Source organism: Erwinia mallotivora (assembly GCF_000590885.1).
Classification (GTDB): domain Bacteria; phylum Pseudomonadota; class Gammaproteobacteria; order Enterobacterales; family Enterobacteriaceae; genus Erwinia; species Erwinia mallotivora.
In genome coordinates this window covers 1-349 of record NZ_JFHN01000005.1, presented here as the reverse complement: position 1 = coordinate 349, position 349 = coordinate 1, and the positions used below count along the sequence as shown (strand labels likewise).

Below are 349 nucleotides of genomic sequence, written 5' to 3'. Positions count from 1 at the left end.
CGCTGGCATTTTTCAACCTGTATCGCGGCGAAAATAACGGCATTATCAGCGCGCTGGCCCGCGTGCCTGCCTCGCGCTCTGACTATCACGACACAGGGCTGAGTGCCAGCACCCGCTACCGCTATTTCGTTACCGCCAGCGACATTAACGACAACACCTCGACGCCGGGTAATACGCTGGAAGTCACCACGGCGGCGGCGAAAGTGCCGGATGCCCCGCCTGCGCCACCTGTTAACCTGCGCTCTGTATCGGCAACGGAAAACAGTATCAGCCTGGTATGGGATATGCCGGTCACCACCGCGCCGCTGGCATTTTTCAACCTGTATCGCGGCGAAAATAACGGCATTAT

Annotated in this window: 1 pseudogene; it reads left to right on the top strand. The window is 58.5% G+C overall.

Annotated features, from left to right (window positions below):
• Positions 1-349 (top strand): annotated as a pseudogene (locus tag BG55_RS22745) (hypothetical protein); the annotation flags it as partial.